Here is a 14,290-nt window from a genome sequence, read left to right as displayed (position 1 = left end):
TGCGTATATCGCTTACCGCTGTCTAACATCTCGCCCAACACCGGGTCAACGGAGCCGCCGCCCCCGGCGCACCGGACGAGGAGCCATCACCATCGTGACCGCCGACGGACAGTCCACCGCCGCCCGTGACGTCGTGGACGTCGTAGCGCTGGGCGAGTCCATGGTCACGTTCCTACCCAGCCGACCGGGCCGCCTCGCCGATGTGCCCTCCTTCGATCGCGCCATCGGCGGCGCCGAGTCGAACGTGGCGTGCGTGCTGGCGGCGGCCGGGCACACCGTCCGGTGGGTCAGCAGGGTCGGGGCCGACGGCTTCGGGGACCATCTCGTCGAGACCATCGGCGGGTACGGGGTGGACGTGTCCGCCGTACGGCGCGATCCGGCGCGGCCGACCGGCATCTACTTCCGCACCGCCGGGGACCGGGCCACCGACGCGCACGAGGTCGCGTACTACCGGGCCGGGTCCGCCGCCTCCGCGATGGCCGTGGGGAACGTGGACCTGGCCGCCGTACGGGCCGGGCGGGTGCTGCATCTGTCCGGGATCACCCCGATGCTCTCCGCCGGCTGTCTCGGCCTGGTCCGTGAGCTGACCGCGCTCCGCGCCCGCCGCCCGCTGATCTCCTTCGACGTCAACCACCGCCCCGCGCTGGGGCGTTCGGCCGACGGACCGAGCGTGCTGCTGGAGCTGGCGCGCGGCGCGGACCTCGTGTTCGTCGGCGAGGACGAGGCCGCCGAGGTCTGGGGGCTGGTCGGGGCCGATGCCGTACGGGACGCGTTCCCCGACCCCGAGACGCTCGTCGTCAAGCAGGGCGGACGCGGGGCCACCGTCTTCCACAAGGACTCCGTCACCTTCGTGCCGGCGCCGCACGTCGACGTCGTGGCCGAGGTCGGGGCCGGGGACGCCTTCGCCGCCGGGTTCCTCTCCGCGACCCTGCGGGGACTTCCCGTACGGGACCGGCTGCGGCACGGGCATCTCACGGCCGCCGCCGCCCTCACCGTCCCCGGCGACCTCGCCGCGCCCCCGGCCCGCGACCACGCCGACCGGCTGGTCGCCCTGGACGAGCGGGCGTGGGGGAGACTTCGACTCGGCCCCGGCTGGACCGACGCCGCCGACCGGGCCGACGAGGAGGTACGCACACCATGAGTCAGACCGTCGACCGCGCGCTCAGCATCCTGCCGCTGCTCGCCGAGGGCCCCGCCGACCTCGGCCAGGTCGCCGAGCGCCTCGACGTCCACAAGTCGACGGCCCTGCGCCTGCTGCGCACCCTGCACGAACACGGCCTGGTCTACCGCCAGTCCGACCAGCGTTACCGCCTCGGCGCCCGCCTCATCGCCCTCGCCCAGGAGGCGATGGAGAACCTCGACATCCGCGAGATCGCCCACCCCCATCTCGTACGCCTCAACGAGCAGTGCGGTCATACCGTCCACCTCGCGGTGTACGAGGAGAACGAGGTCCTCTACATCGACAAGGTGGAGAGCCGCTACCCGGTGCGCATGTACTCGCGGATCGGGAAGCCCGTCGCGATCACGGTCGCGGGTGTGGCGAAGCTGCTCCTCGCCGACCTCCCGGAGGCCGAGCGGCGGGTCCTCGCCGACAAGCTCGAATACCCCATGTACACCGCCCGCTCCACCCCCAACGCGCCCGCTTTCCTGCGGGAGTTGGAGAAGGTGCGGGAACAGGGCTGGGCCACCGACCTCGGCGGCCACGAAGAGTCCATCAACTGCGTCGCCGCGCCGATCCGAGGCGCCGACGGACGCGTGGCCGCCGCGATGTCGGTCTCCGCGCCCAACGTAGTCGTCACCGCCGACGAACTCCTCACGCTGCTTCCCCTGGTCCGTCGCACGGCGGACGCCATCAGTGGGGAGTACTCCGGCAGAACTACCACCAGGGACACCGAATGACCGAGAAGACCGCCCTCACCCCCAAGACCCACACCGCCCCGCCCGCGAAGTTCTCGCACGGCGTCCGCAAGGGCAACATCCTCCAGGTCGCCGGGCAGGTCGGCTTCCTCCCCGCCGAGGAGGGCAAGCCGCCCACACCGGCCGGCCCGACCCTGCGCGAGCAGACCCTCCAGACCCTCGCCAACGTCCAGGCGGTCCTGGAGGAGGGCGGCGCGAGCTGGGAGGACGTGATGATGCTCCGCGTCTATCTGACGGACGTGGACCACTTCGCCGAGATGAACGCGATCTACAACGCGTACTTCGAGGGCCGCGTCGAGGTCCCGGCCGCGCGCACGACGGTCTACGTCGGTCTGCCCGCCGGCCTGCTCATCGAGATCGACGCGCTGGCCGTTCTGGGCTAGCACCGAGCCAGTACTGAGTTAGTACAGCCCCAACTCCCGCACACCGTACGACGGTTCGGCACCCCTCGGGGTGCCGCGCCGCGATCCCCCCTGCCCGACGAAAGCTCCATGTTCCTACGACGACCCCGAGGACCCCCACATGTCCCTACCGCTCGCCGCCACCGCCCCCGTGACCCCACCACCCCACACCGGAGGCCTGCTCCTCCTTCTCGACGGCACGGCCGGCCTGTTGACGGTCGCCGCCCTCGGTATCGCGCTCCTGCTCTTCCTGATCATCAGGGTCAGACTCCAGCCCTTCGTGGCCCTCCTCGCCGTCTCCATAACCGTCGGCCTGCTCTCCGGACTGTCGGTCACCGAACTCTTCGGCACGGTCCAGCGCTCGGACGCCGTCTCCACCATCGAGTCCGGCATGGGCGGCATCCTCGGCCATGTCGCGATCATCATCGGCCTCGGCACGATGCTCGGCGCGATCCTCGAAGTCAGCGGCGGGGCCGAGGTGTTGGCGTCCCGGCTGCTGAATCTCTTCGGCGAGAAGCGGGCGCCCCTCGCCATGGGCCTGACCGGCCTGATCTTCGGCATCCCGGTCTTCTTCGACGTCGGTATCTTCGTCCTCGCGCCGATCGTGTACGCCGCCGCCAAGCGCGGCGGCAAGTCGATCCTGCTCTACTGCCTGCCGCTGCTCGCGGGCCTGTCGATGACCCACGCGTTCCTGCCGCCGCACCCCGGCCCGGTGGCAGCCGCGGGTCTCCTCCACGTCCAGCTCGGCTGGGTCATCCTCATGGGCATCGTCGTCGGCATCCCCGCCGTCCTCGCCGCGTGGGCCTACGCGGCCTGGGTCGGCAAGCGGATCTTCGTCGCCGTACCGCAGGACATGGTCGAGGCGGCGGCCGAGGCGAAGCAGGCGGTCATCGACGAACAGCGGGAGTCCGGCGTCGTACCGCAGGAGAAGCCGGTGGCGCTGGGCACGGTCCTGGCGATCATCGGCACGCCCCTGGTCCTCATTCTCGCGGCCACGTTCTCGTCGATCGCCTTCGACCCGTCGACCGGCCGCTCGGTGGTGGAGTTCTTCGGCAGCCCCTTCGTCGCCCTGACCATCGCGCTCCTCCTCGCGTACTACCTCCTGGGTCTACGGCGCGGCTGGTCCCGCAAGTCCCTGGAGACCGTCTCCACCGCGTCCCTCAAGCCGGTCGGCAACATCCTGCTGGTCGTCGGCGCGGGCGGGATCTTCGGCGCCGTCCTCAAGGCGAGCGGGGTCGCGCAGGCCCTCTCGGACACCTTCCACGACGTGGGCCTGCCGGTGCTCGTGCTGTCGTACCTGATCTCGCTGGTCCTGCGGGTGGCCCAGGGCTCGGCGACGGTCGCGATCGTGACCACGGCGGGCATCGTGGCCCCGCTGCTGGCCGAGGGCGACCACTCGCAGGCCTTCGTCGCGCTCGTCATCATGGCGATCTCGGCGGGCTCGATCTTCGCCTCGCACGTCAACGACGGCGGCTTCTGGATGGTGGCGAAGTACTTCGGGATCAGTGAGCGGGACACGTTGAGGACGTGGACGGTGCTGGAGTCGGTGTTGTCGGTGGCGGGGTTCGCGGTGGCGGCGGTGCTGAGTCTGTTCGTGTAGGTGTCGGGTGGTGTGATCGTCGCGGTGGGCCGGCACGGTTTCCGGTCGGCCGGCGGCGGTCGCTTCCGCTATGGCGGGTGTGAAGGCCGGAGGTTCCGCCTCGGCGGGCTCGATCTTCGCCTCGTACGTCAACGACGGCGCCCGCGCGCGGAGCGCGCTGATGGATGCAGCTGGATGGTGGCGAAGTACTTCGGGATCAGTGAGCGGGACACGTTGAGGACGTGGACGGTGCTGGAGTCGGTGCTGTCGGTCGCGGGGTTCGCGGTGGCGGCCGTATTGAGCCTCTTCGTCTAGAAGTACGCCGGGAACGTCGTGTAGGCGTCTGATAACGAAGTGGGGGCTGGCTGTGCCCGACACAGGTTCGTCGACCATACTTCGCGCTGTGGAGCAGCGCATAGGTTCGAGCAGCCAGCCCCTGGAGGGCGCCGGATTCGACCCGGCCTTCGTCCCCGGGCTCACCGCACCCGCCGTGTCCTCCGACGCACCGGAGGACGCGAAGCCGCGGGACGCGGAGCCCGAGGAGTCGCCGGTCGAGAAGCCCGAGGTCGAGAAGGCCGAGGCCAAGGAGGCCGAGGTCGACACGGCCGTTGCCGAGGACGGTGATGCCGAGGGTGACGCCGACGCCGATGAAGACGGCGCGGAGTCGTCCGAGGGCGGGCCCGTCTTCGAGGCGTCCGACCGTCGTGCGGAGATCGTCGCGGACGCGAAGGGCGTACGACTGCGCCTGGACGACCAGAACTGCGAGTTCCGCTGGGACGAGATCGGCGCCATAGAGACCGAGTCCCCGCGCTTCGGCAGGCGGTTCACCATCACGGTGCACACCCCTGACCGCCGCTGGTACCCGATCGAGATCGAGGCGGCGGCCAGGAGCCGGTTCGGTGAGTGGGAGACGCAACTCGACGCGGTCCTCGACGCGTACTTCGACGACGGCGCCGAGGACGAGGACGACGAGTCCGCCGAGGTCGACGAGGCGGCGCTCGCCGAGGCGGAGGCCGAGGTCCGCAAGGACTAGCCGGCCAGATGGCTAGCCGCAGTACTGGGCCGCTTTCCCGATGGACCGGTACATGCAGTCCGCGTTCTCCAGCAGTTGGAACACCGCGTCCCGGTTCCGGGAGGTCTCCCGCTCGATGACCTCGTCGGGCGGGTAGAACCCGCCCCCGGAACTGGACGTCGGATACATCTCGAAGGTGTAGTCGAAGATCTTCTGGCTGCCCCAGAGATAGTCGTCGATCGAACCGTCCGTGATGTACAGGTCGCTGGACTGCTCGGCCGTGTAGCCGTTGCTCGCGGCCATCTTCTGCCCGACCGCCTTGAACGCGGCGGCGTCGTCCGCGGTCATCCCGGTGGCCGTGTCGGAGTACGTGTATCCGAAGGGCCACAGCACCAGTTCGCTGTACGTGTGGAAGTCGATGCCCGCGGTGATCTGCTGCTTCCCGCCGACGACCCGGCCGCGCACGAAGTCCGCGACCACCTTCGCCTCGGGTGCCGACTCGGCGGACGCGCCCCGGTAGGTCTCGGACGAGGTCGAGCCCGAAGAGCCGCCGCAGCAGCCCCACTTGTAGTTCCAGTTCCGGTTGAGGTCCGTACCGACGTAACTGGAACCGGAGTTGGGCTGCCGGTTCTTGCGCCAGGACCGGTAGGCGCCGGTCGCGATGTCGTACTCGCCGCCGTCCGGGTTGAGATCGGGCACGATCCAGATCTCGCGGCCGTTGACGAGGTTCGTGACGCGGGAGTCGGTGCCGTAGCCCGCGCCCAGTTCGCGCAGCAGGTACAACGCCATCTCCACCGTGAGGTGTTCGCGCGCGTGCTGGTGGAAGGTGAGGAGGACCTCGGGCTCGTTCTCGTCGGTGGCCACGTTGTCGCTGACCTTGACGGCGACGATGTCCCGGCCCTGGTACGACTTGCCGATCACCTTTTTGCTCATGATGCCGGGGTAGGCGGCGAGCCGCTGGTCGATCTCCGTGTTCGCCTCGGCGTAGTTGTGGTACTTCGAGTCGGCCGAGGGGAAGTCGAGGAGCCGAGCGCCGTCCGCCGCCGAGGAGCGGTCGGGTGCCGAGCCCAACAGCGAGACGGCGTAGCCCTGTTGGCGCAGCACTTTGATCTGGGCGGCGCGGCCGGAGACGACCACGGTCTCCTCGTCGGACTCGTCCACGGTGACGCCGGCCGCCGCGATGGCCGTACGGGTGACCGGGGTGTTGTGGTCGACGTGGATCTCGTACTGGCGGATGTCGTCCGCGGTCGGGGCGGTCTGCCGTGCGTTGTCGGCGGTGGCCTTCGCCGCCGTGGCCGTCTCCGCGACGGGGGCGGCGAGGGCGAGGGCCATCAGGGCGGCGAGCGCGGCGGTACGTCTGCCGCTCCGGGCGCCTGAGCCGCGTATGCGAAGTCGCATGAAATCTCCTTGCTGGAGTTGGGGGGTGTTTCAGTGCGACGTGCGTGAAGTACGGCGTGCGGGTGGGGAGTTCCCACGGGACCTTTCATGGACCTTTCACGGACCCTTCAGGGCCCTCCCGTGGGCTTTCCTGTGTGGCGCCTATGTTGATGTGTTGGCATGGTCAGGTCAAGGGCGTCCAAAGTCGGTGGCCGGATTACCGCCACTCCGGGTTCGGGGAGGTGGTCCCGGCGGAGGAGGTGCTGTCGTGCGAGGACGAACATGTGGCGAGTGGCAGGGGCGACGCCACTACTGCTGCGGTGAGTTGACGGGGGGACTGGGGGTTGGGGTCGGACGGGGCCACGCCCGCGGGCGCCGGGTCGTCCTTCTCCATCCGGCCGTCGACGGTGGGTTGCACGTCGTCGATCGTGCGGGGGGAACCATCTCCTCGTGCCGGCCGGGCTGACCGCCTGGTGGCTGACCGGCGGGCATGTCGTCGAGGACGCCGGTGTCGGACCCGTGGCCACGGTCCGGTGGCTGGTCCTGTTCGCCATGGTGTGCGGAGTGCTGTCCCTCGTCGAGGTGCCGTCCGATCGGCCGGAGAGTTCCGTCGACTCGCCGTGAATCAGCGCCAGTTGGGGCTGAGGGCGATCGCCCTGAGCTGCTTCATCGTCAGGGCCGGGGTCTTGCGGGTCGAAGGGGTGTCCTGGGCGCCGGAGTTGAAGGCGCTGATCACCACGCGCGTGCCGTCGGTGCGGAGGGTGTCGACGGTCCACATCACGACACCCGAGCCGCCCTTCTCACCGGGGCCCTGGTGCTCGGCGACCTTCGTGCCGTCGGACAGGACCTCGGCGTCCGAGCCGAAGAGGTCGTCCGCGACGTCCGACATGTTCGCCTGGACGTTGACCTGGACGAGGGTCTTGCCCTTGCCGTCGTCGACGACGAGATAGCCGAACCCGCTGTCGTGGCCACTGCTGTCGGACACCGTGAGCCCCTTCGGCAGCAGGCTCTTCAGGGTCGGGGCGATGGGGGCGTTGATGGCGGAGCCGCCCGATTCCGCCATCGCGGTCCCGGTCGGCGCCTGCTCGGGCATCGCGTCGATGGCCTTCCGCCACGCGTCCGAAGCCGCGAGTTTCGTCAACCGGGCGGGAGACAGCGGCGGTTGACTCCTGGTGATCGGTGAGTCCTTCTCGGCGGCGGCGTTCCACTCGCTCACGCTCACATGCTGTCCCTGCGGGGTGACGAGTTCGGCGCTCCACCACTTCGTGTCCACCCGGCGGTCCGGATACTCGTACCCCTGAAGGACCATGACCACCGACCCGTCCGCCAGCCGGCTCGTGGTGCACGCGTCGTAGTGCGTGAACACCTTCGCCGGGCACTTGGTGGCCTGCCGCGCCTCGTCACTCCCCGGCTCCACCCGGCCCAGGTTGACCTCGACGGCCGACTTGCCCTTCCCGTCGTCGTAGACGACATGGACGTACGGCGACGGTGCCTCGTCCGTGCCACGGGCCACGACCTTGGAGTACGCGCCGTCGCCCAGCAGGCGGGTGAGCTTCCGGAACAGCTCCTCGCCGGAGACGGGAGCGGGGGCGGAGGAGGTGGCGGAGGCGTGGGCGGAGGCGGCCGCGGAACCCCGCGCCTCGGCGGGGTTCCCGCTCGGCAGGAGCAGCGCCCCGCCCACGCCGACGAGGGCGATGCCCGCCGCGCCGCTCATGACGGCGGCGTTCCGGCGGCGCAGCAGCCGCCGTCGTCCCTTGAGGGCACCGGCATGGGCGAGCGCGGCCCGGTCGGTCTCGAAGGCGTTGCCCGCGTCGTGCAGGCCGGCGGTGAGCCGTTCCTCGAAGGGGTCGAGGGGGTCGCTGTGCTGGGTGTCGGGCATGGCGCACCGCCGTTTCGCGTAAGGGGCTTGCGGGAGAAGGGAGTTGGAGCCAGGGACCAGGGGTTGCTCAGGGGCGGGCGTACTCGTCGAGGTTCTCCCCGAGCAGTTCGCGCAGCCGGCTGAGCGCGCGGACGCAGCGGGTGCGTACGGCGGCCGAGCTGACGTGCATGACGTCGGCGGTCTCCTCCACGGACCGGTCCTCCCAGTACCGCAGGACGACCACGGCGCGGTCCTTGGCGGGCAGCCGGGAGAGGGCCTGGAGCAGGGTCAGCCGGAGCGGGGTGTCGGCGCCGTGGGCACCGGGGTCGGGCCGGTCGGGCAGGACGTCGGTGGCGCGCTCGGTGCTGCTGCGGCGCCGCTGATGGGCGAGATAGGTACGGGTGAGGACGGTCTGGGCGTACCCGGCGGGGTTGCCGACCCGGGACATCCGCCCCCAGCCGACGTACAGCTTGCCGAGCGTCTCCTGGACCAGGTCCTCGGCGAGATGCGTGTCCCCGGCGGTCAGCAGACAGGCGGACCGATAGAGATGCCCGGCGCGTGCCGCGGCGAACTCCGCGTATTCGTCGGCACGTTCCTGTCGTCTCACGCCTGTTCCCCCTGCCCGTCGGTCCCGGTACCGGCACCGCCCTCACTTGTACTGATGCGGTGGGCGCACAGAAATGTTTCAGGCCGCCCGTATCGATTCGTGCGCCCCGAACACGCCCTTGCCCTCCCGGGGGCCGGCGTGAAGACCATGTCCTGGACCGCGTACGCCCGTTGCAGCGAGGGGAACTGTCGTGTTCGACAACCTGCCGGACCTGGACAAGCTCAAGGACAAGGCCGAGGAGATCGCCGAGGACCATGGTGACAAGATCTCCGACGGGCTGGAGAAGGCCGGTGATCTCGTCGACGAGAAGACCGACGGCAAGCACAGCGAGCAGATCGACACCGCGGTCGACAAGGCCCAGGAACTGCTGGACCGACTCGCCGAGAACGCCGGGAACGCCGACGGCAAGGGCCGGTCGGCGGGGTAGCCACAAACACGAAGGCACAGCACGAAGGCACAGCACGAAGGCACAACGCGAAGGAGTGCGACCCGCCAGCCCGGTCGCACTCCTCGTTCAGATCACATCCCTACGGCAGCGCGTGCACATGCGCTCCCACCGAGTTGGACCACGAACTGCCCGCCGCCGCGTCCCAGTTGGTCGACCAGGTCATCGCGCCCCGCAGGTCGGGGTAGGTCTTCGACGGCTTGAAGGTGCCGCAGTTGGTGCCGGCCGTCAGGCAGTCGAGGGCGTTGTTCACGATGGTGGGGGAGACGTAGCCGCTGCCGGCCGCGCTCGTCGAGGCCGGGAGGCCCAGGCCCACCTGGGACGGGGAAAGGCCGCCCTGGAGCTGGATGCAGGCGAGGGCCGTCAGGAAGTCCACCGTGCCCTGGCCGTAGACCTTGCCGTCGCAGCCCAGCATCGTGCCGCTGTTGTAGTACTGCATGTTGACGACCGTGAGGATGTCCTTCACGTTCAGCGCGGTCTGGAAGTACGCGTTCGACGTCGACTGCATGTCGATCGTCTGGGGCGCCATCGTGATGATGAGCGAGGAGCCCGCCTTGGCCGACAGGGACCTCAACGCCTGGCTCATGTAGGTCGAGTTGATCCCGTTCTCCAGGTCGATGTCGACGCCGTCGAAGCCGTACGTCTGCATCAGGGAGTAGACGGAGTTGGCGAAGTTCGTCGCGGACGTCGAGTCGCTCACCGAGATCGTGCCGTTCTGGCCGCCGATCGAGATGATCACCTTCTTGCCGGCCGTGTGCTTGGCCGCGATGTCCGCCTTGAACTGGTCGACCGTGTAGCCGCCGAGGCCGGCCGAGTCGAGCGTGAAGGAGACCGCGCCCGGGGTGGAGGTCGCGTCCGCGAAGGCCACCGCGATGATGTCGTACTGGGAGGAGACTGCCGAGAGCTTCTGCACGGTCGCGCCGTTGTTGAAGTTCTGCCAGTAGCCGGTCACCGCGTGCTTCGGCACCGTGCCGCCGCCACCCCCGCCGGTCGCCGTCGTCGTGCCCGTCACCGCAGTCGACTTCCCGGACTCACCGGCCGAGTTGGTCGCCGTGACCTGGAAGGAGTACGCCGTGGAGGCCGCAAGTCCCGTGATAGTGGCGGACGTTCCCGTCACCGCCGTGATCTTCGTGCCGCTGCGGTAGACGTTGTAGCCCGTGGCTCCCGACACCGCGCTCCACGCGAGGGAGACGGAGGACGAGGTCGTCGAGGAGACGCTCAGGCCCGTCGGGGTCGCCGGGACGGTCGGGGCCGGGTCGCTGCCACCGCCGCCGTCCGGGCCGTAGACCGAGATGTCGTCCGCGTAGTACGCCGCCTGTCCGTACCAGCCGTGGGTGTACACCGAGACGGACGTGGTCGAGGCGCCCGTCGTGAACGTCGTCGACAGCTGCTTCCAGGACGTGGTGTCGGGGGTCCAGGTTGACACGTCCGTCGTGCCCGTGCCCGTCACGCCCAGGTAGGAGTAGCCGCCCTGCACCCACGCGCTCAGCGTGTACGTCGAGTTGGGCTTGACCGCCACCGGCTGGACGCACTGCGCGTTGTCCTGGCCGGCCGGCGTGCCCTTCAGCGCGGACGCGCCGCCGTGCACCGGGGACGAGACGGTCGTGCCGCTGCCCGCCGTACAGGTCCAGTTGGTCAGGCCCGACTCGAAGCCGGCGTTCTTGGCGTTGTTGATGTCGGCGGCGGACGCCTGGCCGGTGCCCGCGAAGGAGAGGGCGAGGGCGGCCATGGCGACCCCGGCCCACAGACGTCTGTTCCTGAGTACGGGCATGCCTGGTGCGCGGTCCACTGATGCCTCCGGTGGGGGAGTTTGGAGGGGACTGTGACGACGGTGGCCACCGCTGGAGTTCAAGAGTTGGTCCAGACCAATCTGGTGTCAAGAGGTCCAGACCAACTTCTCCGGCGTCCGTCCCGGCGCTTCCGCGTGGACCAGTTGCTCGACCTGCCCCGGTTTGGCGTGTTGTGTGCGATGACAGTTGCCGCACAGCTACAGAAACGCTGTTCTCCGGTCACAGGGGCGTGGTTACAGTGCTGAGGTAGTCACGCAGTGAAGTCAACTCGGCGTACCGGAGCAGTGCCGGCGGGCCGACAGGCGTGAAACGGGGAGCTGAGCGTGCCAACTGCCATTGCCGTGACCAGCGCCGACATGGCGCTGCCCGCACAGGACGAACGGACCCTGCCCGCCGTCGTCCTGCGGGACCTGGATCAACGACCGCTGGACCAGGCGCTGTCGGAGATGCAGGCCCTCATCGACCAGCACGGGCATGTCGTCGTCGTGTCCTCGCAGGCCGTGTCCGAGGGTGTCGACCGACGGCTGCACACGATCCGGTCCATCCTGGAGAGCGACCGGATCGCCCTGTTCCGTCCGAATCTGCCCCCGCTCGGACTCGCCGTCCTGGCCCGCCAGTTGAGGCAGCTCGCGACCTGCGACCTCAGCCCCGGCGTCCTTGCCTCGGCCGGCCGGCTGCTCACCCACTACATCCACGCGGGCGCGGTCCTCGGCTCGGTCACCAGGCTGGACCGGGTCCCCGTGGGCCTCAAGTCGCACGCCAAGTCCTGGGTGCCCGGCAGCCAGTTCGCGGTGATCGCCCACCCCGAACCGCAGTTGGTCCGGGTCGGCCCCGGAGTCACCCTGGAGGGGCCGGAGTTCGGCACCTGGATGCTGGTCGCCAAGGGGCAGTTGCAGTCCGACTGGATCGGCACCACCCTCGCCCCGGCGTGGAACGCGATGGGGCTGCGCGAGGCCCCCCTGCCCGCCGAGTCGGTGACATGGTGGGGTACGAACAAGATGATCGAGTTCTGTACGTATCTGCCCGACCTGTCGGTGCTGTACCAACTGGTCACCTCCGTACGGCAGTCCGTGTGCCACTGGTGCGGTATCGACGTCATCGGCGATCGTTGTGTCTTCTGCTCCGCCACACCGCCCGTTCACGAGAACCAAACGTCGAGCGGATAAGTCCTCAACTCACAGGACACGCTTACAGCACACGAATACGGCACACGAATACGGCACACGAAATCGCCAGACCCGGTTCGATCCCGCTCGATCCCGCTTGATCCGCTCATTTCCGCTCGACCGATATCCCCAATGAGGTTGTACGGTTCATGAACTCCCGTCAGCGCCGCGGCGTGATACTCCTGCTCCTGTCGGTGATCTGCGCCCTCGGCGCGTTCGCCGGCGTCCTCTCCGTCATCCGTGACGTGAAGTCCAAGGTCGGTCCCGAGGTCACGGCGTACCAGGTCAAGGACAGCGTGGCGCCCTACACGGCTCTCACCGCCGCCCAGTTCAAGAAGATCGAGATGCCCAAGCGGTGGCTGTCGGACACCGCCGTGACCCATCTCGACCAGATCAAGGGCAAGATCGCGGTGACCACCCTGCGCGGCGGCTCCCTGCTCCAGACCGACATGATCGTGGACCAGCCCGCCCTGCAACCGGGGCAGCAGGAGGTCGCCATCATGATCGACGCGGCGACCGGCGTGGCAGGCAAGATCGACCCGGGCTCCACCGTCAACGTGTACGCCACCTTCGAGGGCGCGAAAGAGGGCGACCCCGACCAGTCGAAGATCATCGTGACGAACGCGAAGGTCATCGACGTCGGCCACATCACCGCCCTCGACCCGGGCAGCAACAGCGACAAGAACCAGCAGGGTGCCACCGACGGCGTGCCGATCACCTTCGCGCTCTCCACGCTCGACGCCCAGCGGATCACCTACGCCGAGTCGTTCGCCGAGCGGGTACGGCTCGCGCTGGTGGCCCCCGGCGGCGATACGACCGTGCCCGACAAGGACCGGACGTACGAACTCGCGAAGGACAAGTGAGAGGCCCGCATGCCCACCAGGATTCTTCCGGCGGTCGGTGACGCGGACGCCATCCGCGCCCTCACGACCCTGCTCAGCCAGCTCCCGGACGCCGACCCGGTGGCCCCGGTGGCCGACTCGACGCAGCTCATCGACACCCTGGCCCGGCTCGCCGCCGAGTCCGTCGACGAGCTGCCCGAGGTCGTGGTGGTGCATGAACGCATCGGTCCCGTCCCCGCGTTGGAGCTGGTCCGCGAGGTCGCGCTGCGCTTCCCCGCGGTGGGCGTCATCCTCGTCACCACGGACGCCAGCCCCGGCCTCTTCCAGGCCGCCATGGACTCCGGCGCCCGCGGTCTGATCGCACTCCCGCTGAGCTACGAGGAGTTGGCCACCCGCGTCCAGGCCGTCGCCGCCTGGTCGGTGGGCGTACGACGCCATCTGGGCCACGGCGGCGATGTGTTCACCGGCGTCGGCGGCACCGTCGTCACGCTCAGCGGGGCCAAGGGCGGGGTCGGCGCGACCCTCGCCGCGATCCAACTCGCCCTCGCCGCACAGGCGTCGGGCCGTGGCGTCGCACTCGTCGACATGGACCTCCAGACCGGGGACATCGCCTCCTACCTGGACGTCCAGTTCCGCCGCTCCGTCGTCGACCTCGCCGCGATCACCGACATCTCGCCGCGCGTCCTGGCCGACGCCGTGTTCCGGCACGACACCGGGATCGCGCTGCTGCTCGCCCCCGGCGAGGGCGAACGCGGCGAGGAGGTCACCGACCGGGCCGCCCGGCAGATCGTCAGCGCCCTGCGCTCCCGCTACGAGGTCGTCGTCATCGACTGCGGGGCCCAGATGAGCGGCGCGAGCGCGGCGGCCGTCGAAATGGCCGACACGGCCCTGCTGTTCACCACCCCGGACGTGGTCGCCGTACGCGCCGCGAAGCGCACCGTCCGCATGTGGGACCGGCTCCAGATCCGCAAGGCGGAGGAGACGACCATCGTCGTCAACCGGCACACACGCGGTACGGAGATCCAGCCCGCCCTCATCCAGCGGATCACCGGCACGGCGGTCGCCGCCACCTCGATCCCCGCCAACTTCAAGGAACTCCAGGGCGCGGTGGACGCGGGCCGCCTCCACGAACTCGACAACAAGAGCGTGGTGAAACAGGCCCTTTGGGGTCTCGCGGGCGAACTGGGACTGGTCAAGGTCCCCGAAGTCGCCCAGAAGAGCGGGCGGTCGCGGAGCGGCGGGGATCGCGGCTCGGTGAGCTTCCGGCGGCGGAGAGAGTGAACGGGGGATGAACGT

At 69.5% G+C, this 14,290-nt stretch carries 15 protein-coding genes and 1 pseudogene; 11 read left to right on the top strand and 5 right to left on the bottom strand.

Features of this window, described 5'->3' with window-relative positions; genetic code table 11:
• Nucleotides 1–94 precede the first annotated feature (94 nt).
• From ACIRRY_RS36150 to ACIRRY_RS36125, 6 genes and pseudogenes are all read left to right on the top strand, one after another.
• Nucleotides 95–1,141 (top strand): sugar kinase, encoded by a 1,047-nt coding sequence (locus tag ACIRRY_RS36150; RefSeq protein WP_403981381.1) that lies wholly within the window; start codon nt 95–97, stop codon nt 1,139–1,141.
• A complete protein-coding gene (locus ACIRRY_RS36145) occupies nt 1,138–1,899 on the top strand; it encodes an IclR family transcriptional regulator (protein ID WP_403981378.1) in 762 nt (253 codons plus the stop codon). The genes ACIRRY_RS36150 and ACIRRY_RS36145 overlap by 4 nt, the downstream gene beginning before the upstream one ends.
• The gene (locus ACIRRY_RS36140; RefSeq protein ID WP_403981376.1) at nt 1,896–2,300 is read left to right on the top strand and encodes a RidA family protein; all 405 of its coding nucleotides are present in this window, start codon (nt 1,896–1,898) and stop codon (nt 2,298–2,300) included. Before ACIRRY_RS36145 ends, ACIRRY_RS36140 begins: the two co-directional genes overlap by 4 nt.
• A 139-nt stretch (nt 2,301–2,439) precedes the next feature.
• Nucleotides 2,440–3,918 carry a GntP family permease gene (locus tag ACIRRY_RS36135; protein ID WP_403981373.1) on the top strand — a complete coding sequence of 493 codons (1,479 nt, stop codon included), beginning with the start codon at nt 2,440–2,442 and terminating at the stop codon, nt 3,916–3,918.
• A gap of 171 nt (nt 3,919–4,089) precedes the next feature.
• Nucleotides 4,090–4,212 (top strand): annotated as a pseudogene (locus ACIRRY_RS36130) (hypothetical protein); the annotation flags it as partial.
• Between the two features lie 88 nt (nt 4,213–4,300).
• Nucleotides 4,301–4,930: a hypothetical protein gene (locus ACIRRY_RS36125; RefSeq protein WP_403981371.1), complete on the top strand. Its 630-nt coding sequence runs from the start codon at nt 4,301–4,303 to the stop codon at nt 4,928–4,930.
• 12 nt (nt 4,931–4,942) lie between these two features.
• Here ACIRRY_RS36125 and ACIRRY_RS36120 read toward each other — a convergent pair whose 3' ends face one another.
• Nucleotides 4,943–6,307 (bottom strand): M14 family metallopeptidase, encoded by a 1,365-nt coding sequence (locus ACIRRY_RS36120; protein WP_403981368.1) that lies wholly within the window; start codon nt 6,305–6,307, stop codon nt 4,943–4,945.
• A gap of 196 nt (nt 6,308–6,503) precedes the next feature.
• Entirely contained in the window at nt 6,504–6,704 is a 201-nt protein-coding gene (locus ACIRRY_RS36115; RefSeq protein WP_403981366.1) for a hypothetical protein, read from the bottom strand.
• 32 nt (nt 6,705–6,736) lie between these two features.
• Between ACIRRY_RS36115 and ACIRRY_RS36110 the strand changes: the two genes are divergently transcribed.
• The gene (locus tag ACIRRY_RS36110) at nt 6,737–6,910 is read left to right on the top strand and encodes a hypothetical protein (RefSeq protein ID WP_403981364.1); all 174 of its coding nucleotides are present in this window, start codon (nt 6,737–6,739) and stop codon (nt 6,908–6,910) included.
• Between the two features lies 1 nt (nt 6,911).
• Here ACIRRY_RS36110 and ACIRRY_RS36105 read toward each other — a convergent pair whose 3' ends face one another.
• Nucleotides 6,912–8,165, bottom strand: coding sequence for a hypothetical protein (locus tag ACIRRY_RS36105; RefSeq protein ID WP_403981362.1), 1,254 nt, complete (start codon nt 8,163–8,165; stop codon nt 6,912–6,914).
• A 67-nt stretch (nt 8,166–8,232) separates the two neighbouring features.
• On the bottom strand, nt 8,233–8,751 hold the full coding sequence (locus ACIRRY_RS36100) for a SigE family RNA polymerase sigma factor (RefSeq protein ID WP_403981360.1): 519 nt from the start codon (nt 8,749–8,751) through the stop codon (nt 8,233–8,235).
• 190 nt (nt 8,752–8,941) lie between these two features.
• On the opposite strand from ACIRRY_RS36100, the gene ACIRRY_RS36095 reads away from it, so the two are divergent.
• Entirely contained in the window at nt 8,942–9,178 is a 237-nt protein-coding gene (locus ACIRRY_RS36095; RefSeq protein ID WP_403981358.1) for an antitoxin, read from the top strand.
• Nucleotides 9,179–9,278: 100 nt separating this feature from the next.
• Here the strand turns inward: ACIRRY_RS36095 and ACIRRY_RS36090 are convergent, their stop codons facing one another.
• Nucleotides 9,279–10,967, bottom strand: coding sequence for a chitinase (locus ACIRRY_RS36090; RefSeq protein ID WP_403981355.1), 1,689 nt, complete (start codon nt 10,965–10,967; stop codon nt 9,279–9,281).
• Nucleotides 10,968–11,309: 342 nt separating this feature from the next.
• Here ACIRRY_RS36090 and ACIRRY_RS36085 point away from each other — a divergent pair, with 342 nt between their 5' ends.
• The 3 genes from ACIRRY_RS36085 (at nt 11,310) to ACIRRY_RS36075 (ending at nt 14,275) form a co-directional block, all read left to right on the top strand.
• Nucleotides 11,310–12,152: a hypothetical protein gene (locus ACIRRY_RS36085; RefSeq protein ID WP_403981352.1), complete on the top strand. Its 843-nt coding sequence runs from the start codon at nt 11,310–11,312 to the stop codon at nt 12,150–12,152.
• Nucleotides 12,153–12,301: 149 nt separating this feature from the next.
• Nucleotides 12,302–13,015, top strand: coding sequence for a Flp pilus assembly protein CpaB (gene cpaB / locus ACIRRY_RS36080; protein ID WP_403981349.1), 714 nt, complete (start codon nt 12,302–12,304; stop codon nt 13,013–13,015).
• Between the two features lie 9 nt (nt 13,016–13,024).
• Nucleotides 13,025–14,275, top strand: a complete 1,251-nt coding sequence (locus ACIRRY_RS36075; protein WP_403981346.1) for a CpaE family protein — start codon at nt 13,025–13,027, stop codon at nt 14,273–14,275.
• Nucleotides 14,276–14,290 lie beyond the last annotated feature (15 nt).

Origin of the sequence: Streptomyces sp. NPDC101776, from assembly GCF_044766845.1 — a bacterium.
GTDB lineage: Bacteria > Actinomycetota > Actinomycetes > Streptomycetales > Streptomycetaceae > Streptomyces.
The sequence above is the reverse complement of the archived record's forward strand: the minus strand, read 5'-3'. Positions and strand labels throughout refer to the sequence as shown.